Consider the following 23476-nt stretch of genomic DNA (forward strand, 5'->3'; position numbering starts at 1 on the left):
AGCGTTGACTGGGGTACATCGAAGCCGAGCGGGCTATGGTTCTTCCGAATCGCACAAGACTTCGCGGCGGTAGCGGACCGGGCTGGTGCCCGTCCATTGCCGGAATGCACGGGTGAATGCGCGCGTCTCGGAATAGCCGACCGATAGCGCGATGTCGCCGATGGATGCATTGCCCCGCAGCAGCTTTCGCAGCGCGGTATCCCTGCGAATATTCTCCTTGATGCCGCGATAGGACGATGATTCCTCCCGCAGTCTTCGGCGCAAGGTTTGCTCTGTCATATGCAGATGCACGGCCACTTCGGAAAAAGCAGGAAATTGCATCCCCTCGCCATATTCCGATACGAGCAGCGATCTGATCCTGCGCGTATAGCTCTGGTCCAGGTTGGGCATCGTCATGAAATTCAGCGGCGCGCACGCCAGGAATTCCTCGAGCTCCTTGTTGCTCCTGATGACCGGCAGCTTCAGGTGCTCGCGAGGGACCGAGATGCAGGTCGATTCTGCGTTGAAATAGTGACGGCACGGGAAGAGGTACTTGAATTCCTCAAGATAATTGGACGGGCATTCATAGGTGAACGCCGCCCAGTTCAGCGGAACGGGGGAGCCGCAGGCCCACCCCAGGAAGCGATGCCATATGACGAGCCAGAATTCGATGAAGTAATGCGCGGGGTCGAGGTCCTCGCGCTTCATGGTCACGTTGAAGATCACCTCGTCCGGCGTGCGCTCCAGGCGCATGACAATGTCGTCCGTGATGAGATTGTAGAAGCGCACGCCGAGCTCGAACATCTCCTCGACTGAGACGCACTGCAGGACGAGGCGCGCCATCATTTCGAACACGCCGCGTTTGACCCGCATTTGTGTAAATCCCATGAACTCGTCGTCGAGTTCATTCCAGATGCAGCGCACAAGGCTTGCCATCTGCTGGGTCGTGCCGCGGCCGAGCGGAGCGAGAACGACGGCGGGAACGTTTGCGCGATCAAGAAGGGTCTGCGTGCGAACGCCCTTTGCCCGGGCGCCTCGCAGACACTCCCTGAAATAATGCGATCCGATCGTGGCCATGTTTCGTACGCTCAGACTCGGTCATCAGGCCGGGGACAGCGAAGCGTGGTGGTCCACCTTCAATGAAATCTTCGCCGGGTACCGTTCGACGCCCGCAACGTCGAGGCGCATGCGATAGATGCAGCCGCCGACCTCCGGGTCGGTCCCGCCCGACGCAGAGACAATGTACAAAGACATGTTGTCGGCATCGCCGAAGCACAGGCTGGTGACCATTGGCGTCGGAAGCCAGATGCGATGGATTTCCATTCCCTTGGAATTATAGGCCACGACAAGGCCGGCTTGGAACATCGCCACCCACACGCTGCCGTCTTCCGCGACAGCAAGTCCATCGGGCATCCCTTCGGCCGTGGTGACGAAAACGCGCGGCGGGGAGAGCGATCCGTCATCGGCCACATCATATGCGTAGACGCAGTGTGCCAGGGAATCGGCATGATAGAGGCATGCTCCGTCCGCGGAGAATCCGAGGCCATTCGAAAGGCGGATGCCCTGCGCCACCTCGCTCGCCGCGCCATCCAGCCCGATGAGATAAAGGCTTCCGCGCTTCTCCGTTTCGATCTGGCCGAGCATCGGAACGAAGCTCATGGAGCCGACATAAATGCGTCCACTCCGGTCGGTCACGAGATCATTGTAGCCTATCCGGCCGGCTGCCGGATCGTTCTGCATCAGGGCAACAGTGCCGCCATCCGGGATCGGTTTGAAGGCAACGGTTCTGCCCGAGACGACGACGCCGCCTGCGGCGTGGATGGCCATTCCGCCGATGCCGCGCCGATGCGGGATCAGGAGTTGGGGTACGCCTGTCTCATCCAGGCGCCACACGCCCCCGCGCTCCGCATCGGTGAAAAGCAAGCCGAGCGTCCGGTCGAAGATCGGCGCTTCGAGCAACTTGTGCCCCCTGGAGATGATCTCAGGCTGCGACACGATAGCCGGCATTGATGAATTCTCCCTCTAGCGCCCGGTGAACCGGGGCGGTCTTTTCTCTTTAAACGCATTGAGGGCCTCATCGCGGTCCAGGCTATTGGATACGGTCCGCTTGAGCTGCCCGAAGCGCTCATCGCTCATGCCCGGCGTGGCCGTGAGTGCGACGATGATTTCCTTCATGGCCTGCTGGGCCAGGGGTGCGCCGGCTAAAATGTCCGCGCGATAGTCGAGGAACGCATCTTCGGTCATGACGCGGGTGACGAGGCCACATCGTTCCGCCTCCTGTGCCGTCAGGCTCCGGCCAGTCAGGAATAGCTCGGTGGTCGCGGCGAGCCCTGTCCGACGGATAAAGCGCGCTATGCCCTCGCGCTCATAGACGACCGAGAGCTTGGCCGGCGGCATCCTGAAGGTCGAGAGCGGCGAGGAAAGCCGCAGATCGCAGCACAGGAACAGTTCGACGCCGCCGCCAACCACGAGGCCGTCGGCGAACGCCACCGTTACTGCCGGCAGGTGCTCCAGGCAGGTATAGAGTTCGTAGAGCGGTTCTGCCGGGTCGCTGGAAGCGTCTCCCATGTAGCCGATATCGAACCCGGCACAGAAAGCACCGTTCACGGTAGAGCGAAAGACGACCATATGGACGTTTTCACGAACCGCGCGCTTCAGCGCGGCCGTGATTTCACGCGCCATCGGCGGCGACAGGGCGTTTCGCTTCGACGGTCGGTTCAGGACGATATCCAGCACCGCGCCGTCTTCGGAATATTCGCACAATACCTCGCCCGGCGCGCTCAATTGCGCACTACTCTTCAACGCGGTCATCTCCGGCCTCTCGCCACGGCGAACCCCACCGCCTCCCGGTCCCACGTGGCGGATGTGCGCCCGCGCTCCTTCAGCACATTGTGCTGGATCTTCTGCGTCCCGGTCTTGGGCAGGGAGCTGACGATCTCGACAAATCTCGGGACTGCGTAATATGCAAGCTTGCCCTCGCAGAATTCCAGCAGCCGTTCGGGAGATACGCTGTGTCCCGGCTGCGGCACGACGACGGCCATAACCTCTTCCTCGCCGACCTCCGAAGGGACGCCGATCACCGCAGATTCGAGCACCTCGGGGCAAGCGTCGAGCACCGCCTCCACCTCCCAGGCCGAGATGTTCTCGCCGCGACGGCGGATCGCGAGTTTGGCCCGGCCTCGGAAATAGAAGAATCCGTCCTCGTCCTGTTCGCCAAGATCGCCGGAATGAAACCACCCGCCTTCATAGGCGCTTGCGGTGGCTTCCGGCAGGTTGTGATAGGCGGTGGCCTGCCCGGCGGCATGTCGGAACCACAATTCGCCGCACTGCCCCGGAGGCAGCGGCTGCCCGGCCTCGTCCACCACCATGAACTCGGCTCCCGTCGCTGGCTTGCCGACCGAACCGACTTTTCCAAAGGTATTCAACAGGATTCCGGGTGCGTCGGACATGCCGTACCATTCCACGATCCTGACTGCGAACCGCTCTTCAAAATCCCGCCAGACGCCGGCGGGCGTGCCGACAGAGAGAAAGGTCCGCACCGGGTTGTCGCGGTCGTCGGACTTCGCTTGCTGCTTCATCAGGATGGGAGCCATCGCGCCCAGCGTATTGACCTCGACGGCGTCGAACTTGCGGCAGTCATCCCAGAATTGCGAGGCGCTGAAGCGCTCGGCGAGCGCAAGCTTGGCATCCAGGCGGATCGAACCCAGGGCGGAAATCAGAAGGGCGTTGGCATGGAACAGCGGCAGGCAGGCATACATGGTTTCGCCCGGCCGCACGCCGATGGCCGACAGCAAGGGGCTGAGCAGAGGCTCGTACTTGGAGGCGACGATTCCCTTCGGCCGACCGGTGGTGCCCGAGGTGTAGAGCAGGCCGACGGCGCCCACCGGCGTGTCGACCTGCACGTCCGGCTCCGTGTCCGGGGCGTCCATAAGCGCGGCGAGATCGATGCTTTGCGAACTGGGGTTCTCGGCATTGACAGTGATCAGGACCCGCAGCTTATCGGCGCGCCCGCGTGCCTCCTGTATGAAGGGTTCCAGATCGGGATCGAAGGCGATGGCGGCGACGCCAGAATCCGCGAGCATATGTTCCAGCGCTGGTCCGCGTTGCCAGCGATTGAGCGGCACCACATCCGCGCCGATGAACAGAACGCCGAAATATAGCCACAGAAACTCCGGCGAATTGCTCGCCATCAACGCAACCTTGTCGCCCGGCCGCACACCAAGCCTCAACAGGCCATTCGCCGCGCGTTGCGAAAGCGAAAGGACTTCCTCCCAGCGGTATTGATCGCCCTTGAACTTCAACCACACTGCCGAAGGATGTTGGGACACCCGCTGCCGGATAAGCTGTTCGATCTCAGATCGTGCACGCATTGCGCCACCTTGTCTAAATGCGCCGCAGACGGACGTCTTCGCGGCTTGCACACTTGGAAACGGGTACGTGGGGTGCTTCGGGCACTGTGGCCCGAAGCCTCCGGCCATTTCATTCCGTAAGTGAGAGATCCTCGCCTTCATAGGCGCCATCATGCGGCTTGCTGACCTTTATGAGGCCCCACATCTTGCTGTAATCCGCATTCACCGTCGTATGATCGTCCGCGCTATATTTCGGATCTTGGAAGACGATGCCGTAGCCGGGCGGCAGCGCGCTGCGGGTCTCCAGGATTTCCTTTAGCGTATCGGGGTCCGTATTGCCCTTTTCCTTCAGAGCGGTCTCAAACGCCCATTTGGCCATATAGACCGCATCCATTGCGAGTGCGCTGTAGGGCAGATTGTTGATCGGCCCCTCCTTCTTCAGGTCTTCGATGATGGATTCCAGGCCGGGCCGTGGCGCGCCCGTCCAGGTGCCGATGCGATAGTTGACCGCGACGAACTGGTCCTGCACGGAGGAAGGAACCTGTTCGGTGAGATCCCCGTAGAGCACCGCGGGCTCGCTCACCACTTTGGCCTTCCAGCCCAGGGTCTGCATGCCCGTCATGACCACGCGCACCCCTTCGCGCGCACCGCTGTCGAAGGCGATGATATCGGCGCCGGCATCGCGCAGGCTTTGCAATTGTGGCGCGAGGTCCTTCGCATCGACGCTGAACTGTTTATAGCCGGCGACCTCCATCCCGTATTTCTTCGAGAGATCGGCGGCGAGCGTATCGCCGAGCGCAACCTGCGGGGGATTGGTGCTGACGAGAATGCCCACCTTCTTGCCGCCGAGCTTCTTCAGCGCGATGGCGACGGCCTCGGTCCGCTTGCTGGCGATGTCGGCAAGCTGGAAGCTGTAGGGGAACTTCTTCGTGTCGCCGATGATCGGGCTCGCGCCGCTGCTGACGGTCAGAACCTTCTGCTCGCTCGTGTAGGGTAGCACCGCGAGCACCAGGCCGCTGATGACCTCGGGATAGATGAAGTCCACCTTCTGGTCGCTCACCAGCTCCTTCGCCGCGAGAAGCGCGCGGCCGGGATTGCTGGCGTCATCGCGGACGATCAGCTCCACGGGGCGCGACATGATTCCACCGCTCGCGTTGATACGCTTCACCGCGACCCGCAGGCCCTGTTCGATGAACTGGCCATATTGGGAGAAGGCGCCGGTCTTCGCCAGAATCGCGCCGATGCGGAATGGCTCATCCTTCTTGGAGGCGGCCGCGGCCGGCATGGCGGCGAAAGAGAGCGATGCGAACAGGGTTGCGACGCAGGTGAACGTGGTGGCTAGCCGTTTGATCGGTATGCGACGTCTCCCTTGCGGAGCCGGGCGGGCGAGCAGCATGATGTTTCCTCCCTTTTAATTATTGTCCACGAGGTCCGTGAGGTTTCCCTCGGCCGAAACCTTCCCGGATTCGAGCAGGTATCCGCGGTGCGCGAGATCTACGAGCCACGCCGCCTGCTGCTCGACCACGACCACGGTCAGGCCGTCTGCGGCGAGCTTTCGAATGGTCGCGAACAGCTCGCTCGCCACCGGCGGCGAAAGGCCGGCCGAGGGCTCGTCCAGCAAGACGAGCGATGGCCGGGAGGCAAAAGCCGCCGCCAAAGCGAGGGCCTGTCGCTGGCCGCCGCTGAGCAGGCCGGCGCGCGTTCGCTGAAGGGATTCGAGCAAGGGAAACCAGCGCCATGTCTCTTCCAGCGAGCGTGGCGCCTTGCCTCGGCTGCGGGCGAGCCGCTGGCCGAGTTCGAGCATCTGGAGCACGGTGAGGGACGCCGGCAGGCGCCCGCCGTCGCGGACCAGCGCCATGCCGTGGAGCGCCACGGCGTGGGGCTTGAGGCGGCTGATGTCGCGCCCGGCCATTTCCACGCTCCCGGAGGCCTTGTCGTGCAGGCGCGCGAGCGTCCGCAGCAAGGTGGTCTTTCCGGCACCGTTGCGACCCAGGATGCCCAGAACCTCGCCCTCGCCAACGTCGATATCGACGTTCCAGAGAACTTGAGCCTGACCATGCCAAGAGCAGAGATTTCTTACCGATAAGCTCATGGGACACCCAGATGGTTCAGGCGAATTTCGGTTGGTCAGGAGCGTAGCTCAGATAATTGAGCAGCCGTGCCGGAAGCGGCCCGGAGGTGGCGGCGTGGCACGCGATGTTCCCCGCTTCCAGCAGCGCCAGCTCGTCGCAGAATTCCATGACGAACGGCACGTTGTGCTCGACGACGAGGATGGTGATGCCCTGCTGCTTCAGCCGGTTCAGCAGGTGGCCGAGCTGCAGGCGCTCCTTGTCGTTGAGGCCAGCGGCCGGCTCGTCGAGGAGAAGCAGCTTGGGCCGGGACACGACGGCGCGGCCGATCTCCACGATCCGCTTCAGCCCGAGCGGCAATTCGGCGACGGGGATGGAAATGACGGACGCCGGAAGGCCCACTTCGGCGAGGGTCGCGAGGCAGCGATGGAGATCCTCCCGCTCCTGGCGCACAAGGCCGGGCAACCGCAGGATCGACGATACCAGCCGGCCGGGCCGGGCGCCGAGCAGGCCGAGCGCGATGTTCTCGAGCGCCGTCGCATCTTCGATGAGCTGGGGAATCTGGAACGTCCGCCCGACGCCGGAGAGGGCCACTTCGTGCACCGCTCTCCCCGACATGTCCTGGTCGCCGACGAAGATGCGTCCCTGCTGTGGCGCGATGAAGCCGGAAATTGCGTTGAGCAGGGTCGATTTTCCCGACCCGTTGGGCCCCACGAGGCCGATCAAGGCGCCCTGCCGCAGCTTGAGGCTGACGCCGGCAAGGACCAGGTTGGTGCCGAACCGGACCTTGAGGTCCTCGACGCGCACGATGGTTTGCGTCGTGTCCACCGCCGCCGGCTGCAGATAGACCACCTCGCTGCGGGTCTCGTCCTCGCCCGCGTCACCGGGCGAGGCCGGCTGAAGCCGGATCTTCTTTTCCAAACGGCCGACAAGGCGCACCAGGGCGGGCATCACGCCATCGGGAAACACCAGCGAGCCGACCAGCAATCCCAGGCCGAGCGTGATCGCGTTGTAGGGGCTGAAGGGACCGACCCAGAAGCTGAGCGCCAGCAGCGGCGCCATGCCGATGATCGGTCCGAACAGCGTGCCCGCGCCGCCGAGGACAACGCCGGTGAGCAGGAGCAGCGTCAGGCTCATGCCGAAGGCGTCGGGATTGATGAAGCGTTCCGCGTAGGCCAGGTAGAAGCCGGCGAGGGCAGCGGGAATGCTCGACAGGACGTATACCGTAAGGCGCAGCTTGGCCGGATTCAGGCCGACCGCACGCGCCCCGGACGGTGCATCCCGCAGGGCGCGCAGCCGCGTGCCCCAGCCCGAGCGCAGGAAGTTCCAGATCGCCAGCAGGGTGAGGGCGAACAGTGCGAGGCTGAGCTCGAACATGGCCCAGCCGGGCAGAGGCTTTCCATTGACCTCGATGGCGCGGATGCCGGTGAGGCCGTATTCGCCGCCGGTCCATTCCTCGCCCAGCATCACCAGCTTGGGCAGGACAATGATGGCAAACAGCGTGATAAGCGCCAGATACCATCCGCGCACCCTGAGGCCGGGCGCCATGATGACAAGGCCGGCGCACATCCCGGCGAGCATGGCGCAAGGGAATGTCGCACTCACGTCCCAGCCGGCGTGAGCGCTTAGCATCCCCGCCGTATAGGCCGAGGAGGCCATGATCGCCGGATAGCCCAGCACCAGTTCGCCGGTATATCCGAAGGTCAGGTTCATGCCGATCGCCACGATGATGTAGGCGATGGCGACCTCATACCGGCCGAGGCTGTAGGACCCACTGGAGATCAGAGGAACGCAGGCGAGAAGCGCGAGCAGGGCAACCACGCACAGGATGGAAACGCTCCGCCGCCGCGCGCATCTGGCCTGCCATCGCCGGCCTTCCCGTTCCACTTCGCCCGAAGAGCGGACAGACATGAGCGTATCCCCTTGACCGTTTTTATTGATGCCGTTGCGTGGGTCAGACTTCGCGGATGCGGCCCGAGCCGAACAGCCCGGCGGTGCCCCACAGCCCGGACGGCTTGACCAGGAGGATCGCGACCACCACCAGCCAGATCAGCGGCAGTGCGAGCTGCGGATTGGCGATGGAGGGAACGATGCCGCTGATGAGGCCGACGATGACACTGCCGAACAGCGCCCCAGCGAAGCTGCCGAAGCCGCTCAGCGCCATGCCTGCAAAGCCGTAGAAGGCGAGTTCCTGCGCGGAATAAGCCGATGCGGCGATCACCGGCGCGATCAGCATGCCGGCGAGCGCCGACATCGCGCCGGCTAGGCCAAAGGCGATGGCGATCACCTTGCCGGTATTGACGCCGAAGAGCTGGGCGCATTCCGGATCTTCCAGGGTGGCCCGGAAGATGTGCCCGACGGACGTGCGCCGAACCACCCATTCGACCGCCACGGTGACGGCGATGCCGGTGGCGATCATGAGCAGATAGATCGGCCGGACGGGGATCGAGAGCAGGAACAGCGGATCCTCGGAGACGTAGGACGGCACCCGGTGGGAATCGCTGCCGAAGAGGATCGAGGCGAACGAGTTGACCGCCGTGGCAAGGCCGATCGTGGTCAGCATCGTGGTGTGGGAGAAGGATCGGGACCGCCCCATGGCTGGCCAGACCGCGACGAGATGGGTCAACAGTCCCGCGAGCACACCTGCACCTGCCGTTGCGGCGGCGGTTGCGAGCGGCGCCCAGCCGAGCTGAACGCCGAGAACGAAGGCCAGGATGGTGCCGATCATCACGACCGTTCCCTGGGCGAAATTGAAGACGCCGCTGGCCGCCAGGATGATCGTGAAGCTTACCGCGACGAGGATATAGACGCTGGCAAGCGCAAGCCCGGTGATGACCCCGAGCATCAATGTGGTGATGGTCATTTCGACCCTCCGCTATCGGCAACTAGAAGGTTGTCCGGCTGCGCGCCGGCAGGTTCGCCCACGACACCCTCGCGCATGAGGGCCGAGATTGTCCGCTCGTCCATGCCGAGGTCCGCAAGGACCGTGCGCGTATCCGCTCCCGGCAGCTTGCCAGGCTCGGGAAACGATGACGGTGTTCTGCCGAACCGCGGCGCGGGTGCGGGCTGCACGATGCCGTCGATCTCGATGAGGGTCTCGCGCGCCTTGATGTGACGATGTCCGCCGACTTCACCGAAGGCCAGGACGGGCGCGAAGCACACGTCCGTTCCCTCGAGCAAGGCGCACCATTCGTCGCGCGTGCGGGTCCTGAATATTTCCGCGAACCGCGCGCGGCGCATGACCCACTGCCCGGGATCGGCCTGGTTCAGCCAGGCCGCGTCCTCGATGCCGAGGCGGGCCAGCAGTTGGCGGTAGAATTTCGATTCCAGGGCGCCGATGGAGATATATTTGCCATCCGAGGTTTCGTAGCATCCGTAGAAATGGGCGCCGCCATCAAGCAGGTGCGTACCCCGCTCCCCCTGAAATGACCCGGCTGCATGGAATGAATAATATTCCGCGAGCAAGGTGGAGGCGCCATCCACCATGGCGCAGTCGATGACTTGCCCTTTACCCGTGCGCGCCGCTTCCCATGCCGCCGCCATGAGGCCGAATGCCAGCAGCATCCCGCCCCCGCCATAGTCGCCCACCAGATTCAGTGGCGGCACGGGGGGACCGCCGGGCGAGCCGATGGAATGCGTGACCCCGGCGAGCGAGACATAATTGATGTCGTGACCTGCCGCCTGCGCCAGAGGCCCGTCCTGCCCCCAGCCCGTCACCCGTCCGTAGACAAGGCGCGGATGCCTTCCCAGGCAGGCGTCCGGCCCCAGGCCGAGGCGTTCCATTACGCCGGGGCGGAAGCCCTCGATGAGAAGATCGGCGTCTTCGACCAGCTCCAGGATGATATCGCGCCCAGCGGGCTTCTTCGCGTCGACAGCGATGGATTGACGATTGCGCAGCAGGACGTTTCCACGCCCGTCCTCTGCATCGGGACGCTCGATGCGTATGACCCGCGCGCCGAGATCGGCCAACATCATCGCGCAGAATGGAGCAGGGCCAAGTCCGGCCATCTCCACCACTTTAAGCCCGCTCAGCGTTCCCACCTGCCGCCTCTCTTTTATTTATCGCGGTGCCCGGTGAGGGGCGTCGCGTAACGAGGTCAACGTGAAGTTAAACACCTCCAATCTGCGCGCGAGGGCGGAAAGAGACCAAAAAATGCACCGAATCGACCACGCTTCCCGAAATCATGCATGAGGGCCCCGCATTTGGCGCAGATCCGCAGACACAAAGCTTCAGAAAGGCTCAGCGGGAATTTTGCTGCATTCCGAGCGGTGTTCTTCCCGCCTGGGATCGCAAGAGCAGGGACCGAATCCATCAGCGCAGAGAGAGGACCCGCGCAGGCCGTGGCGGTTGGATCGCCCGGAAAACTTCCCGCAAGGTGGGCATTCGACGGTCGCTCCGCCGTGGGCCTTCCCGCAGCGGGCGGCGATCGGTGAGACAAAAAAGAAGCCCGCGCAGGCATCGCCGGGCGCGGGCTTGAGCCAGTATAATGAACCGGGCTCGGACCGCCAGGTTCAGTCCGCTTCGCCTGGAAGGCTCGATGTCACGCCCGCGAGGGCCTTGGCGTAGCCCTTCTTCTGCTCCACGTTCATTGTGCGATGGATCTGAATGCGCTGCGCTTGCGGCGATCCGGCACCATGCATGGATTCGGTGAGATATCCGACCGCATTGCGACCCAGGGTCATGTTCTCGATCAGCCGCAGGAGCCGCGCGCGATGCTCGACCGGCACGTTGGAGCGGCCCTTGAGGTATTTCTCCAGCAGCGGCCCGGTCACCGCGCTTTCGAAATCCTGCTGGGACGGCAGGGTGACCATGAGCCCGCCGGCAATGTCCTGGGCCAGTCGCGACAGTTCGTAGGGAAAGCGCGTCACGTTGTGCTTGCAGATGTTCGCCAGCATCACATCGTTCATATAGATGCCCGATGCCAGCGGCTTGGCTTCATGGGACGATGCAATGGCGGAGGAATAGATCGTCTCGTTGAGGTGGGTCATCTCCACCAGCTTGTCCCTGACATGGGAAACATTCTCGACGCCGTTGTATTCCGCCACGGTTGCGGTGGCCCCGATGAGGACATCTCCGAGCCCGGTCTTGCAGACGTAGCTCGCCCGATGATAGGCGGTGAAGCGCGCCACCATCTCCTGCGCGAATTCGTATTCGCCGTCCATGAGCACGTGTTCCCAGGGAATGAACACGTCGTCGAAGACTACCAAGGCTTCCTGTCCGCCGAATTTCGCATTTCCCTTGTCGATATCGCCGGCCTCCATTGCGCGCGTATCGCAGGATTGTCGGCCGTAGATATAGGTCAGGCCCACGGCATCCGCCGGAACCACACCGACCACCGCATAGTCACGGTCTTCTGCGGTCAGGTTCATGGTCGGCATGACGCAGATCCAATGCGAATTGAACCCGCCTGTCATGTGGGCCTTCGCCCCCTTCACATAGAGCCCCTCGGGGGTGCGCCGGACGACGTGCATGAACAGATCGGGGTCTGCCTGCTCGCTGGGGCGCTTGCTCCTGTCGCCCTTCGGATCGGTCATACCCGCGCCGATGATGATGTTGTTTTCCTGGGCCTTCTTGATGAAGTCGATGTAGCGCTCGTGATAGGAGGTGCCGTGCTTCTGATCAATCTCATAAGTGATCGAATGCAGCACGCTGATTGTGTCGAGGCCCGCGCAGCGCTGAAAGCAGGTTCCGGTCATCTGGCCGAGCCGGCGCTGCATCCGATTCTTCATCACCAGGTCGTCGGGAGATTCCACCAAATGAAGGAAGCGGTTCACCCGCCTGCCGATCAGCGGAGATTCCGCTGTCGCCAGCTCCGGGTCCTCCAGGGCAAGATCATATGTCGCCTTCAATGCGTTCATGGAAGGCCGAATAATGGGATGTTCGACCGGGTCGCCGATCCGCTCGCCGAAAAGATAGAGATCGATGTCACGGCTTCGCAGACTGTTCAGATAGTCGTCGCCGGTGACGATGGGGCGGAAGCGCGACCAACGTTCCTCTGCCGTTTCTTCCCGTTCTCTTATTTTATGTTCAGCGGACATGATGCTCTCCACGCTCCGGCGCCCCGTTTTTGCCAAATAAGGCTCTCGAAGCCCCATCGTGATTTTACGGGAGGTGGAAAGTGGCCGCACAGGACCGAAACGGACTTACAAAGACACAATAGGAGACAAGCTTGATCGGGCCGCCTGCGCTCTTCTACGCGCTCAAACTTCTAAATGGATACCTCGCGGATGGGTTATTACCCGGCCTTAGCAACAGCGCTAATGACCAACAATGCGCCGGTCTCATTCGAGATTTTAGCTGAAGTATGCTGGGCCGCGTCGTCTATGCACTCAAATTTGACGCAGCTCGGCCGAGGGATAAACTGCCGGCAATCTACAAGCACTTATGATTTTTCGGCTCTGAAGGAGCGTCCGCGCTTACGTTTAGGAGGTCTTTCTCAATTTTCTCCAAAAAGAGCGTGTCTCAAATATCAAAATATATGAGACGATATTTATGTTCTTAAATATCAACGCGTTGACTGTCTCATAATATAGTATCATAATACGAGAATGATTTTCGGCTACGCGCGCGTCTCAACTGATGGACAAACTTTAGATAGCCAGATCGAACACCTCAGGGCCGCCGGTTGCGAGAAGCTATTCCAAGAGACGGCGAGCGGCGCTAAAACTGATCGCCGACAACTGCGAAAATGCCTGGGCGCCTTGCAAGCCGGTGATGCGCTTCTCGTCGTCCGGCTGGATCGCTTGGCGCGCTCGACACGTGATCTGCTCAATATTCTCGCCGAGATCGCCGAGCGCGGTGCCGCTTTCAAGTCTCTCGGCGACGGCTGGGCCGATACGACCACGCCGCATGGCCGTCTTATGCTCACCGTACTTGGCGGCCTTGCCGAATTCGAGCGAGAGTTGATCAGAACACGCACAGGAGAAGGCCGTATGCGCGCCAAGGCGCGCGGCGTGCGATTCGGCCGCAAGCATGTGCTTTCGGCTGATCAACGTGCCTTCGTTGCCAAGCGAAGGGCGGAAGGAGAGAGTGTGCGCGAACTCGCGCGAATCACAGGCGTGAGCAAAGCCACCATCAGCCGTATCGAACCCATTGAGTGAGGTCGTTGCGCCAATAGCAGTCGGTGGCATCGACCGTAGCGCTCGATGCACCGATTTTTAATCGCGAATGGCGCGTGGCATTGGCATCTTCATCTTTCAACTGGATGATGCCAAAGTGAGAAAAGGGACGCAGGGCGCTTGTTTTCGCGTGGCGTTGCATCTCATCGCTTTGGAGGCATGCAGCTTGGAATTCAATCCGCCTTTGGTGCGCCCGATACGACGGGGAACAGCCCCTTTTTGAGCAGGCTCGATGCAGTGCGGTGGGCCTTCAGATGAGTGGCATCGATCATGATGCGCTAGGGTTTGGGCCCTTCCCCAGCAAGGCTCGCGAAGATGCGGTCGCCCTGCCCGAGCCGGCTACAGCGGATGAAGCGGTTGTACAGCGTCTTGTGTGGGCCGTAGTCCTTCGGCGCATCCTTCCATTGCAGACCGTTGCGGATCACATAGACGATGCCACTCACCACCCGCCGGTCATCGACCCGTGGCACCCGTGGGCCAAGGGAAAGAACGGCGAGATCCGCGCCATCTGACGCTCGCTCAGCAGGAACAAATCACCGATCACAGGCTCCTCACCGGACACTGTGAATCACAGATCAAACGAAATTAACAGGTCCTGAGCCTAGTGGTATTTGTTTAAGTGCCTGCGGGATCGCTCATCTGACAATGTTCAGCGATTGAACCCGCCCCTATCCCGCCGCTTGGATCAAGTCAGCCCGCTCGGTTGAGTGTTTGAGTATTTTCCGAAGCTATACGATTGGAATGCGATCGTATAGTTTCATGAAATATTTTGACGCAACGTCAGGCGCCAGTTTGATCGGATGCCGATAATGCATAAAGGGATAATCTAGATGTACGATTGTATTTTGCCGTATCAACACAGCAGAATACTTGTCATTTCAGGCATCACATCTGATATTCATTGCATCAAGGATGCTCTTTTTGACTCTGACGACGACTCGTTCGCCGTTGAATCTTCACGGCGGCTCGCGGACGGAGTAGCTCGCCTGAGCGCCGGGGGGGTCGACGCGGTGATCGCGAGCCTTTCGCTCGATGACAGTTCTGGAATAGCGACTTTTACGAGCGTGTTCGCTGCGGCACTTCATGTACCGGTGATCATTCTAATCCCGGCCGAAGAAGAAGCTTTGGCGTTGGAAGCAGTTCGCCTGGGCGCCCGCGGCTACCTTCTGAAGGGGAGGTTTGGGAAGGAGGCAATCCGTCAAGTCGTCCGAAATATCATTCAGAGAACTATCGTTGAAGAAGCCTATTATGAAAAGAGTGTGCGAGCGGAAATCATTCTAAACTCGATTAGCGATGCAGTCATTAGCACCGATCTGGCGGGTTTGATAGATTATTTTAATTCTTCCGCGGAGGTCGTAACAGGATGGGACCGAGCGGAGGCGCAAGGCCAGCCGATATCCAAAGTTCTTAAGCTCATCAATGGCGCGACCCGCCAACCCTGCAGGAATCCCGTCGATCTCGTGCTTCAGCAGGACAAGCCGATGGGCTTGAACGCAAACACGATTCTTCTCAGGCGGGACGGTAGCGAGGCGGCCATCGAAGATTCGACGGCACCGGTGCACAATTGGGCAGGAAAAATTGTGGGGGCGGTCATGGTTTTTCATGACGTCAGCGCCGCGCAGGCCATGAGCATCAAGATGGCGCATCTCGCGCAGCACGATTTTCTAACCAATTTGCCCAACCGCGTGCTGCTAACCGATCGTCTGTCTCAGGCCATCAGGACCGCCAAACGGCGGAACATGCAGATCGCGGTACTTTTTTTAGACCTTGATAATTTCAAGAATATCAACGATTCGCTCGGTCATGAAATCGGCGACAACCTTCTTAAGGCCATCGCGGCGCGTCTTTTGTCGTCGGTTCGAGAATCGGATACCGTAAGCCGGCAAGGTGGAGACGAATTTGTGATACTTTTGTCGATAAATGACAATTTTGAGCGCGTTGCTTTAACCGCGGACAAAATATTGTCAAAGTTAAAAGCTCCGTTCTCTTTAAAGAATCATAAATTATATATATCCGCAAGCATGGGCATAAGCATGTATCCGCACGATGGAGAAGATTCGGATACATTGATCAAAAATTCCGATACATCTATGTATTACGCAAAGAAGAATGGTAAAAATACGTACAAATTCTACGATCAAGAAATGAACTTAAGAGCGATTGAGCGACAATCAATCGAATCAAAACTACACCTGGCCATGGATCGCAACGAACTGGTTTTGCACTATCAGCCTTTGATTAATCTGGAGTCCGGCCGCATTATCGGATGCGAAGCGTTGTTGAGATGGTTCGACGCGACGGGCGGAATAATTTCTCCTGAGAAGTTTATCCCAATTGCGGAAGATTGCGGCCTGATCGTCCCGATTGGGCGCTGGGCATTGCGTCAGGCTTGCCAGCAGGCCAAACAATGGGGCCACGCCGGGTTAAATACCTTATCCATGGCCGTGAACATATCGGCAGTCGAGTTTCGCCGAAGTGATTTCGTGGACGGCGTGCGTGTTATTCTGCGTGACACGTGCCTGGATCCTGCACTTCTTCAGTTGGAGATAACTGAGAACGTCCTGATGGGCGATGCAGAACTTAGCAAAAAGGTTCTCGTAAAATTGAAAGACATGGGAGTATCATTGGCAATAGACGATTTTGGATCAGGTTACTCGAGCCTGAACTATCTGAAGCAATTTCCCATCGATATCATTAAAATAGATCAATCGTTTGTAAAAGACATAACGTCCGCCCCCGATGGAGCCATCATAAGTGCCATCATTGGGATGGGAAATATCCTCAATAAGCGTGTCGTAGCAGAAGGTATCGAGGAAATTGCGCAGCTTGAATTTCTAAAGGATCACTATTGCGAGCTGGGACAGGGCTTTCTGTTCAGCCGCCCGCTCGCCGCGAGACATTTCGCGGCTCTTCTTGAGCACGGCTTCTCCCTGTGACTTTCCGCCAAAAGCCTCTTGCGCGCAGGACCTTTGTCGACGTCGGGATCGAATCATTCTGATGCCGCGCGAAGTTGAGTAGTTTCCGACCCTGCTCCGCGCCCGCGATCGCGAGCTAAGGTCGCCCCGGTTGAGCCTGACATGCGCCCCGGGATCGAAGGTCATGCTCTTATGTTCATGAACCGGGCCGGCCTTATTCGGCAATCGGGAGCTCGGGTGACATGTGGATGGTCAAGCGATGAACGCGCTGCGAATCCTCATCATTGAGGACGATGCCGTGATCGGCATGCATCTGGCTGAGCTGCTCGAAGCCATGGGGCATGATGTCTACGCAATCGAGGCCACGGAGACCGAAGCGGTCAGAGCCGCGAACAAGTCCAAGCCAGACCTGATGATTGTCGATGCGATGCTGCAAGAAGGAAGCGGCATGTCCGCCGTTGAGACAATTTGCCGGGGCGGATATGTGCCGCATCTCTTCATCAGCGGAGACGTTCTGAAAATCAAAACGCTTCTGCCGTCCGCCGTCGTGGTTCAGAAGCCGTTTCGGGAAGCCGACATCTCCCGTGCCATCATCTGTGTCGTCATCGACAAAGAAGGGGCGCCTTGAGGTCCCGGACGCCAGGGCCTGCTGATCGCACCACCTCGCATCTGCCCATATTGAAACGCCCAAGGCGATTCAATATGGGCAGATCCGGCTCTAAGCCGATATGATGACCTTCAGCGCCTTTGTATCGGCTGCGTTGGCAAACGTGTCGTAGGCTTCAAGGATCTGTTCGAGCTTGAACCGATGCGTGATGAGGCGCGCCGGATCGATCTTCCCGGCCTGAACCGTTTTCAGCAGCATGGGCGTGGAGACCGTGTCCACCAGCCGGGTGGTGATTGTGACGTTCCGCGCCCACAGCGTTTCAAGATGAAGATCGACCTTCTGGCCATGAACGCCGACATTGGCGATGATGCCCCCGGGGGCAACCAGTTCCTCGCACAGGACGAACGTCGCGGGAATACCGACGGCTTCGATTGCGGCATCGACGCCGCGTCCTTCGGTCAGGGTCTTGACCGTCTGCAACGCTGTTCCGTCGGCATTGTTGATGGTGTGGGTGGCACCGAATTGCCGGGCTTGAGCGAGCCGGTTGTCGTCCAGATCGATCATGATGACCAGCGCCGGCGCATAGAACTGGGCCGTAAGCAGCGCGGCGAGCCCAATGGGTCCGGCCCCGACGATGGCGACGGTGGAACCAGGTGCGATCTTGCCGTTCAGGACGCCGCACTCGAACCCCGTGGGCAGGATATCGCTCAGCATCACCAGCGCTTCCTCGTCGGCGCCGGCGGGGATCAGATAGAGGCTGGTGTCGGCGTGGGGCGTGCGCACATATTCCGCCTGAGTGCCGTCGATCTCATTTCCGAGGATCCAGCCGCCGGTGGTGCAATGCGAATACGTGCCGCGCCGGCAATAATCGCACTTTCCGCAGGAGGAAATGCACGAGATCAGGACATGGTCGCCGGGCTGGAAGGAAGTGACGCCGGGACCGATGGATTCGATGATCCCCACCCCTTCATGCCCGAGGATCCGGCCCGGAGCGCAGGTCGCGACGTCGCCCTTGAGAATATGCAGGTCGGTGCCGCAGATGGTCGTCTTCACCATCTTCACAATCGCGTCGCCCGGCGCCCTGATCTGCGGCTTTGCGCGCTCTTCCAGGGCTTTCTGTCCCGGCCCGCGGTACACAAGCGCCTTCATCGCAATCTCCTTCCTTGGGTCACCGCGCCTGGCGCGCGATCACATATGGCCAAGGCTTAGTCCCTGGAGCGCGCCCAGCAGCCACAGCACGATCAGCACGAGCAGGAGAAGACCAATCACACCGCCGATTCCTCGGCCGCCGTACCGGCTGAAGCCATAATAGCCGCCGCCACCCCCAAGCACCAAAATCAATATGACGATCAGCAAAATCGTGGACATTCTAGTCTCCCGGAAATCGACATCCTTGAAAGACGTCGCGGCGCGCAAGCTGGAAATCAGCATTGCAGCGGCATGACCTGCGCCGGCGGCAAAGGCTCGAATGCATTCGGGCATGGGTCGCGTCGCCATATTATTCCGCCGGACATGGGGGGCGAGGGTCGGAAACTACTCAAAGCGGTCCGGCAAAAGCGGTCCGGCCTATGCGCGGCATCGCTCGCGACCAGACCCGCGACCCGCGGCGGCGCAGGTTCGTCTGACAGAAACAGGGCCGTCCAGTCCGCTTACTCGAAGGTCTCCTCGTCGCCGGTCCAGGTGGACGCGAGGGCGAGGCGGGCGAGGGCCGGAAGCGACTTCGAGCCGGTCTTCTTCATGATCGTGGCACGGTGATTTTCGACCGTGCGCTGGCTCAGGCCAAGGTCGGCCGCGATGTTCTTGCTCGGGTGGCCGGCGAGCACGAGGTCCAGAATCTGGCGTTGCCGCCCGGTCAGTGACGCCAAGCGGCTTTCCGCGGCGGCGCGCCGGTTCGAGCGTTCGCCGCCGTCGCGTGCCTGGTCCAGGGCCTGTGCGACGCTGGCAAGAAGATCTTCGCGGCTGGCCGGCTTCTCGATGAAATCGACGGCGCCGGCCTTCATGGCCTGAACGGCGGTGGGCACGTCGCTATTTCCGGTGATCATGATGGCGGGCAGCCGATCTGCGGCATCGCGCAGGCGCCGGAGCAATTCGAGCCCGCTCATTCCCGGCAGGGAGGCGTCCACGAGAAGGCACGCCGGCCGACCCGGGCGATAGGCCGCAAGGAAAGCCTCGCAGCTGTCGTAGTCCTCCACGATCCTGCCGTCCTCCTCGAGCACGCTGCGCATGCCTTCGCGCACATGGCTGTCGTCATCGACGATGAACACGACCGGGGCACCCGCTTGCGTGCCGGACGCCGCGCGCGAAGCCTCGCGGTTGCGCGCGGTGTCCCTCTGCGGAAGCAGCCGCTCCATGAGGCTCGCCAGATCCTTCGGCTTCACCGGCTTGGTCAGTTGCATACAATCGCCGAGCGCGATGTCCTGCGCGGCGTCGCTCGATATGTCGCCCGTGAGGAGGATGACCGGTATCCGGTCCTGAAGCGTCGCCCTCAGCTGTCTGGCGGCCTGGAGCCCGTTCATGCCGTTGGGCAGGTTATAGTCGGCCAGGATGAGGTCGGGCCGGATCGCGCCCCGCTCCACCAGCTCCAGGGCTGCCACGGCATCGCGCGACGCGGCCACGATATGTCCCTCGCCCGTCAACAGCAGCTCAAGCAGGGATCGCACGTCGGGATCGTCCTCGATCACCAGGATGGCCGCCGTCTGCCGAATCCGATCGTCTCGGGGGTCGGCTACGGCGAGGGGAGGCTCTGCCGCCATCGGCTCGCTCCGGCTCGGCGTGATGCCGACGTCGATGGAAAAGACCGAGCCCTTGCCGGGGATGGACCGCACATGCACCCAATGACCCAGGAGGATGCCGAGCCGCTGCACGATGGAGAGACCCAGGCCCAGGCCGCGGCTGCGTTCGCGTGCGGCATTGTTGATCTGGTGGTATTCTTCGAAGATCGCTTGAAGCTCCTGATCGGGGATGCCGATCCCGGTATCCCACACCTCGATCCGCAGCTGGCCGCCGTGCCTGCGGCAGCCCACGAGAACACGTCCGCGCGATGTATATTTCAACGCGTTGGAGATCAGGTTCCGGATCATCTGCTCAAGCAGGCGCGGATCGCTCTCGATGGAGATCCCGCACGGAATGACGCGCAAGACGAGCCTCTTGGCATGCGCGTGGTACGTCAGTTCTTCCCTCAGCCGGTTGAGCAGGTCATCGATCGGGAAGCTCACGACGGCCGCATGGATCGTGCCCGCTTCGATCTGATTGATATCGAGCAGCGCATTCAGCATGCCGGACATGGCACTGACCGTCTCGTCGAGCCGCAGGACCAACCTGTTGGCCTTCTCGCCTTCTATCGACTTCGCCAGCAGCCCTTGAAGCAGGACCAGCGATTGCAGGGGTTGACGCAGATCGTGGCTCGCGGCGGCGAGGAACCGCGATTTGGCGGCATTCGCAAGTTCCGCCTCCCGCTTGGCCGCTTCCAGCGCGCCGGCGATCCGCCGCTGCTCCGTAATGTCGACGAAGGTGATGACCACGCCGCCAATCCCGCCCTCCTGGGTGCGATAGGGCAGGATGCGGCGAAGATACCACGCGGCGTTGGCGCCCTCGATCTCCTGCACGTGCGGCGCGCCATCCTTCAGGACAGCGGTCGCGTCGGACAAAAGTGCGCCGTCTGCGGCGAGCGAACTGAGGTCCGACAACGGACGCCCGACATCACCGGGAATGAGGTTGAACAGCAGCCGGGTTTCCGGCGTGAAGAAACGGATCTTGAGCTCGGTATCGAGAAACAGTGTCGCGACATCCGTGCTGTAGAGGACATTCTGCAGGTCGTTCGATGTCGTGCGCTGACGCTCCAGGGTCTCCTGGAGCTGGCCGTTCAGAGCCGTCAGCTCCTCGTTGAGCGATTGCAGCTCCTCCTTGGAGGCAAGCAGCTCCTCGTTCGTCGACTGGAACTCTTCATTGACCGAAAGCGCTTCTTCGTTGACCGCTTTCTGTTCTTCGCTTGAAATCTCCAAATTACGGATCGCGCCCTGGAGTTCCATGCGCGTGGCGTCAAGCTCCTGCTCAAGCTCGCTCACACGGGGAAGGCTGCGGCGCGACGGGGGACGGCCGCTTTTGCCAGCCTGCGCGGGCGCGTCGATGAAGCAGATCAGCTGCAGGTCTTCTCCCTCATGCAGAACCGGCTGCACGGCAATGCTGAAGGCGTGCGATACCCCGTTCCGGACGATCCGTCCGCCATCGACAACGACCCGCGCTCGTTCCTGGGATACCTGCTGGATCGCCGCCCGCAGCTTGGTGCGCACGCCTTCGCGCGCCAAAGACAGCAGGTCATGCATCGGGAGCCCGGGCGCGAGCCTGAGATAATCGTCCGTCGATCCAAGATAATAGAGGCATTCATGCTTGCGGTTGATCAGAACGGCGGCGGGCGCATAGGCATCTAGCACCAGACGCCGGCATAAGTCCGCATGCGTGTTCCGGCGTGAGGCCGCCTGTCCTTGCGCGGGCCGTACCGGAACGCGCACGCCTTCCCCGGTGCTGACCGAGAAGTCGAGCGTCCCCGGCCGGCTCCGGCCCGTGTGCCGATAAAGCCGTTCGGACTTCGAGATGATCTCGAACCGTGGAGCGGAGTTACCAACGGTTTCCGTGGTTCCGAGCAGCAGCAGACCACCTTCCCGCAGGGCAAAATGAAACAGCGAAACGACCTTTTCCTGGGCCTGCGGGCCCAGATAGATCAGCAGGTTGCGACACGAGATCATGTCGAGCCGAGAGAACGGCGGATCCGCGAGCACGTTCTGCACGGTGAACACCACGGCGGCCCGAAGGTCGGGGCCGATCCTGTATCCGTGCTCCTCCCTGGAGAAGAAGCGGGCGAGCCGCTCCGGCGACACCTCCGCCTCTATGGTCTTGGGATAGAAGCCCTCCCTCGCGAGTGCGACCGCGTCGGCATCGATATCGGACGCGAACACCTGAAGCCGAATGGGGCGCTCCGCAGCTTCCATCGCCTCGAAAAACAGCATGGCGAGGGAATAGGTCTCCTCGCCCGAACTGCACCCGGCGACCCATAGGCGCAGCGGCTGTTCGCGAACGTGATTGCGGATCAGGTCCGGCAGGATCTTCTGCGCGAGAAACTCAAAGACCTTGGGATCGCGAAAAAAGCTCGTGACATTGATGAGCAGGTCTTTCGCCAGAAGCTCGAGTTCACCTGGATCCTGCCGCAGCCGTTCGAGGTAGCGCTCCATCCCATCGGTGCCGATGGAGGCCATCGCCATCCGCCGCTCGGTCCGCCGCTGCAGGGTCCCCTGCTTGTAGAGGGTGAAGTCGTAGGCGGTATGGGTGCGCAGCAACTCGACGATTGCCCCCAGCGCCGTGCCTTCAATGTTCGCGGCGGGCTCAGGTTCACGCGTGGCGAGGGCCTGGGGAATCCGGGCAACCGGCAGCACAAGGTCCACTGCTCCCGTCGCGATCGCGCTACGCGGCATCCCGTCATAGCCCGCCTCTTCCGGCTCCTGGGCGATGACAAAGCCACCTTTCGCCTTCACGGCAACGACGCCGAGGGTACCATCGGATCCGGTCCCTGAAAGCACCACTGCGACCGCATCTTTGTCATAGGCCTCGGCCAGCGAATGCAACAGAAAGTCGAACGGAAGGCGCGCCCCGTGCCGGGCCTTAGGCATAGAAATCCGCAGGAGTCCGCCGCGAACGGAAAGATCCGAGCCGGGCGGAATGACGTATAAATGATCGCGCTCCACCATCATCCCGTCCGCCGCCTGGCAGACAACCAAAGAGGTGTGGCCCGCCAACAGGTCCACCATCATGCTCTCATGGGTGGGATCGAGGTGCTGGACCAGGATGAAGGCCATCCCGGAATGGGCCGGCAAAGCGGCAAGGAATTTCTTGCAGGCTTCCAGCCCCCCCGCCGAGGCTCCGATGCCGACAACCGGGAAGCCGGTCGGACCGACCGGCATCGCTTCCCCAGCCGGAAACCGGATCTTTGACCGTGGCGGATCCGTTCGAGCCGACGTGAGCCGCTTCGACATTCTATGTTTGTTCTCATGTGCGAACACGGCAACCAAATACCCAGCCGGATCGACTTCAAATGTCATCCTAGCAGGAATGAGCAGATAAGTCCTCGAGGCGCATCGATAGGATGTCGTAGGCCCTGTAAGCGCGACCTTGGCGCGTTGCTCCCCCCTTATACGGCGTGTTCATGCATCGTATTCTCGCCAGCGAGAGAAAGGACGCGCGGTGCCGAAGGCCGGATGAGTATTTCCATTTCAGTTTTTCCACGTCAAAACATGATATATCCGACCATAGAATTTAATGAAATGCGCCTCATATATCAAATTATATTATATTATATTTGCTATTTTAAATATAATCGCGCTGGATGTCCTATAATATATTATTATGCGGCAAATTATTATGTCCATACGCACATCTAAACTGATAGGC

The 23476-nt window shown here is 61.0% G+C and carries 17 protein-coding genes and 1 pseudogene; 3 read left to right on the top strand and 15 right to left on the bottom strand.

Annotation, left to right across the window (positions count from 1 at the left end):
* Window positions 1–33: 33 nt before the first annotated feature.
* The 10 genes from V5F68_RS19360 to V5F68_RS19405 form a co-directional block, all read right to left on the bottom strand.
* Entirely contained in the window at window positions 34–1056 is a 1023-nt protein-coding gene (locus tag V5F68_RS19360) for an AraC family transcriptional regulator (RefSeq protein WP_394016316.1), read from the bottom strand.
* 24 nt (window positions 1057–1080) lie between these two features.
* Window positions 1081–1986 (bottom strand): SMP-30/gluconolactonase/LRE family protein, encoded by a 906-nt coding sequence (locus tag V5F68_RS19365; RefSeq protein ID WP_394016317.1) that lies wholly within the window; start codon window positions 1984–1986, stop codon window positions 1081–1083.
* A 15-nt stretch (window positions 1987–2001) separates the two neighbouring features.
* Complete coding sequence (locus V5F68_RS19370; RefSeq protein ID WP_394016318.1) at window positions 2002–2790, bottom strand: enoyl-CoA hydratase/isomerase family protein; 789 nt, start codon at window positions 2788–2790, stop codon at window positions 2002–2004.
* Window positions 2787–4490, bottom strand: coding sequence for an AMP-binding protein (locus V5F68_RS19375; RefSeq protein WP_394016319.1), 1704 nt, complete (start codon window positions 4488–4490; stop codon window positions 2787–2789). Before V5F68_RS19375 ends, V5F68_RS19370 begins: the two co-directional genes overlap by 4 nt.
* Window positions 4459–5724 (bottom strand): ABC transporter substrate-binding protein, encoded by a 1266-nt coding sequence (locus V5F68_RS19380; protein WP_394016320.1) that lies wholly within the window; start codon window positions 5722–5724, stop codon window positions 4459–4461. The genes V5F68_RS19375 and V5F68_RS19380 overlap by 32 nt, the downstream gene beginning before the upstream one ends.
* 15 nt (window positions 5725–5739) lie before the next feature.
* Window positions 5740–6420: an ABC transporter ATP-binding protein gene (locus V5F68_RS19385; RefSeq protein ID WP_394016321.1), complete on the bottom strand. Its 681-nt coding sequence runs from the start codon at window positions 6418–6420 to the stop codon at window positions 5740–5742.
* A 16-nt stretch (window positions 6421–6436) separates the two neighbouring features.
* Window positions 6437–8308 carry a branched-chain amino acid ABC transporter ATP-binding protein/permease gene (locus V5F68_RS19390; RefSeq protein WP_394016322.1) on the bottom strand — a complete coding sequence of 624 codons (1872 nt, stop codon included), beginning with the start codon at window positions 8306–8308 and terminating at the stop codon, window positions 6437–6439.
* A gap of 43 nt (window positions 8309–8351) precedes the next feature.
* On the bottom strand, window positions 8352–9260 hold the full coding sequence (locus V5F68_RS19395) for a branched-chain amino acid ABC transporter permease (protein ID WP_394016323.1): 909 nt from the start codon (window positions 9258–9260) through the stop codon (window positions 8352–8354).
* Window positions 9257–10405 (bottom strand): CoA transferase, encoded by a 1149-nt coding sequence (locus V5F68_RS19400; RefSeq protein ID WP_509274715.1) that lies wholly within the window; start codon window positions 10403–10405, stop codon window positions 9257–9259. Before V5F68_RS19400 ends, V5F68_RS19395 begins: the two co-directional genes overlap by 4 nt.
* 504 nt (window positions 10406–10909) lie before the next feature.
* Window positions 10910–12436: a 4-hydroxyphenylacetate 3-hydroxylase family protein gene (locus V5F68_RS19405; RefSeq protein WP_394016325.1), complete on the bottom strand. Its 1527-nt coding sequence runs from the start codon at window positions 12434–12436 to the stop codon at window positions 10910–10912.
* Window positions 12437–12946: 510 nt separating this feature from the next.
* Here V5F68_RS19405 and V5F68_RS19410 point away from each other — a divergent pair.
* On the top strand, window positions 12947–13498 hold the full coding sequence (locus V5F68_RS19410; protein ID WP_394016326.1) for a recombinase family protein: 552 nt from the start codon (window positions 12947–12949) through the stop codon (window positions 13496–13498).
* On the opposite strand, the gene V5F68_RS19415 is transcribed toward V5F68_RS19410, so the two are convergent.
* Both V5F68_RS19415 and V5F68_RS19420 read right to left on the bottom strand, forming a co-directional pair.
* Window positions 13473–13658, bottom strand: a complete 186-nt coding sequence (locus tag V5F68_RS19415; RefSeq protein WP_394016332.1) for a hypothetical protein — start codon at window positions 13656–13658, stop codon at window positions 13473–13475. The two genes, V5F68_RS19410 and V5F68_RS19415, sit on opposite strands and share 26 nt — an antisense overlap.
* A 14-nt stretch (window positions 13659–13672) precedes the next feature.
* Window positions 13673–14057 (bottom strand): annotated as a pseudogene (locus V5F68_RS19420) (transposase); the annotation flags it as partial.
* A 289-nt stretch (window positions 14058–14346) separates the two neighbouring features.
* Here V5F68_RS19420 and V5F68_RS19425 point away from each other — a divergent pair.
* Both V5F68_RS19425 and V5F68_RS19430 read left to right on the top strand, forming a co-directional pair.
* Complete coding sequence (locus tag V5F68_RS19425; protein ID WP_394016327.1) at window positions 14347–16452, top strand: putative bifunctional diguanylate cyclase/phosphodiesterase; 2106 nt, start codon at window positions 14347–14349, stop codon at window positions 16450–16452.
* 238 nt (window positions 16453–16690) lie between these two features.
* Window positions 16691–17059 (top strand): response regulator, encoded by a 369-nt coding sequence (locus V5F68_RS19430; protein ID WP_394016328.1) that lies wholly within the window; start codon window positions 16691–16693, stop codon window positions 17057–17059.
* Between the two features lie 90 nt (window positions 17060–17149).
* Here the strand turns inward: V5F68_RS19430 and V5F68_RS19435 are convergent, their stop codons facing one another.
* The 3 genes from V5F68_RS19435 to V5F68_RS19445 form a co-directional block, all read right to left on the bottom strand.
* Window positions 17150–18187 (bottom strand): zinc-dependent alcohol dehydrogenase family protein, encoded by a 1038-nt coding sequence (locus V5F68_RS19435; RefSeq protein WP_394016329.1) that lies wholly within the window; start codon window positions 18185–18187, stop codon window positions 17150–17152.
* A 39-nt stretch (window positions 18188–18226) separates the two neighbouring features.
* A complete protein-coding gene (locus tag V5F68_RS19440; RefSeq protein WP_394104131.1) occupies window positions 18227–18520 on the bottom strand; it encodes a DUF3309 family protein in 294 nt (97 codons plus the stop codon).
* Window positions 18521–18687: 167 nt separating this feature from the next.
* On the bottom strand, window positions 18688–23061 hold the full coding sequence (locus tag V5F68_RS19445; RefSeq protein ID WP_394016331.1) for a chemotaxis protein CheB: 4374 nt from the start codon (window positions 23059–23061) through the stop codon (window positions 18688–18690).
* Window positions 23062–23476 lie beyond the last annotated feature (415 nt).

It is taken from the genome of Roseixanthobacter pseudopolyaromaticivorans, from assembly GCF_043195145.2.
GTDB lineage: Bacteria > Pseudomonadota > Alphaproteobacteria > Rhizobiales > Xanthobacteraceae > NCEH01.

Excerpts from the sequence above, each read along its gene's own strand:
- V5F68_RS19410 (WP_394016326.1), top strand. The coding sequence starts at position 12,947 with ATGATTTTCGGCTACGCGCGCGTCTCAACTGATGGACAAACTTTAGAT.
- V5F68_RS19400 (WP_509274715.1), bottom strand. The coding sequence starts at position 10,405 with ATGGCCGGACTTGGCCCTGCTCCATTCTGCGCGATGATGTTGGCCGAT.
- V5F68_RS19425 (WP_394016327.1), top strand. The coding sequence starts at position 14,347 with ATGTACGATTGTATTTTGCCGTATCAACACAGCAGAATACTTGTCATT.
- V5F68_RS19390 (WP_394016322.1), bottom strand. The coding sequence starts at position 8,308 with ATGTCTGTCCGCTCTTCGGGCGAAGTGGAACGGGAAGGCCGGCGATGG.
- V5F68_RS19430 (WP_394016328.1), top strand. The coding sequence starts at position 16,691 with ATGAACGCGCTGCGAATCCTCATCATTGAGGACGATGCCGTGATCGGC.
- V5F68_RS19395 (WP_394016323.1), bottom strand. The coding sequence starts at position 9,260 with ATGACCATCACCACATTGATGCTCGGGGTCATCACCGGGCTTGCGCTT.
- V5F68_RS19405 (WP_394016325.1), bottom strand. The coding sequence starts at position 12,436 with ATGTCCGCTGAACATAAAATAAGAGAACGGGAAGAAACGGCAGAGGAA.
- V5F68_RS19440 (WP_394104131.1), bottom strand. The coding sequence starts at position 18,520 with ATGCCCGAATGCATTCGAGCCTTTGCCGCCGGCGCAGGTCATGCCGCT.
- V5F68_RS19445 (WP_394016331.1), bottom strand. The coding sequence starts at position 23,061 with ATGTCGAAGCGGCTCACGTCGGCTCGAACGGATCCGCCACGGTCAAAG.
- V5F68_RS19370 (WP_394016318.1), bottom strand. The coding sequence starts at position 2,790 with ATGACCGCGTTGAAGAGTAGTGCGCAATTGAGCGCGCCGGGCGAGGTA.
- V5F68_RS19415 (WP_394016332.1), bottom strand. The coding sequence starts at position 13,658 with ATGCAACGCCACGCGAAAACAAGCGCCCTGCGTCCCTTTTCTCACTTT.
- V5F68_RS19435 (WP_394016329.1), bottom strand. The coding sequence starts at position 18,187 with ATGAAGGCGCTTGTGTACCGCGGGCCGGGACAGAAAGCCCTGGAAGAG.
- V5F68_RS19385 (WP_394016321.1), bottom strand. The coding sequence starts at position 6,420 with ATGAGCTTATCGGTAAGAAATCTCTGCTCTTGGCATGGTCAGGCTCAA.
- V5F68_RS19365 (WP_394016317.1), bottom strand. The coding sequence starts at position 1,986 with ATGCCGGCTATCGTGTCGCAGCCTGAGATCATCTCCAGGGGGCACAAG.
- V5F68_RS19375 (WP_394016319.1), bottom strand. The coding sequence starts at position 4,490 with ATGAAGGCGAGGATCTCTCACTTACGGAATGAAATGGCCGGAGGCTTC.
- V5F68_RS19380 (WP_394016320.1), bottom strand. The coding sequence starts at position 5,724 with ATGCTGCTCGCCCGCCCGGCTCCGCAAGGGAGACGTCGCATACCGATC.
- V5F68_RS19360 (WP_394016316.1), bottom strand. The coding sequence starts at position 1,056 with ATGGCCACGATCGGATCGCATTATTTCAGGGAGTGTCTGCGAGGCGCC.